Below are 327 nucleotides of genomic sequence, written 5' to 3'. Positions count from 1 at the left end.
ATCGGCGTTAGTCCCGTCCTTCATCGACTCCTAGTGTCAAGGCATCCACCGTGCGCCCTTTCTAACTTAACCAAACTAAAATTAAAAAATATGAGCTACACTGTTATCTAGTTTTCAAAGAACATACATTTATATATGAGAGATAGTTCTCTCAAAACTGAACAAAACGAAACACGGAAACTTATATTGATGAACAGCGTTCATCAATTCTCCATAGAAAGGAGGTGATCCAGCCGCACCTTCCGATACGGCTACCTTGTTACGACTTCACCCCAATCATCTGTCCCACCTTAGGCGGCTGGCTCCATAAAGGTTACCCCACCGACT

General features: G+C 43.4%; 1 rRNA gene. It reads right to left on the bottom strand.

What is annotated here, in order from left to right:
- Window positions 1–217: 217 nt before the first annotated feature.
- A 16S ribosomal RNA gene (locus CO726_RS31365) occupies window positions 218–327 on the bottom strand; the annotation flags it as partial.

It is taken from the genome of Bacillus fungorum, assembly GCF_002746455.1.
Lineage (GTDB): Bacteria > Bacillota > Bacilli > Bacillales > Bacillaceae_G > Bacillus_A > Bacillus_A fungorum.
This window is presented reverse-complemented; position numbering and strand designations above follow the sequence as displayed.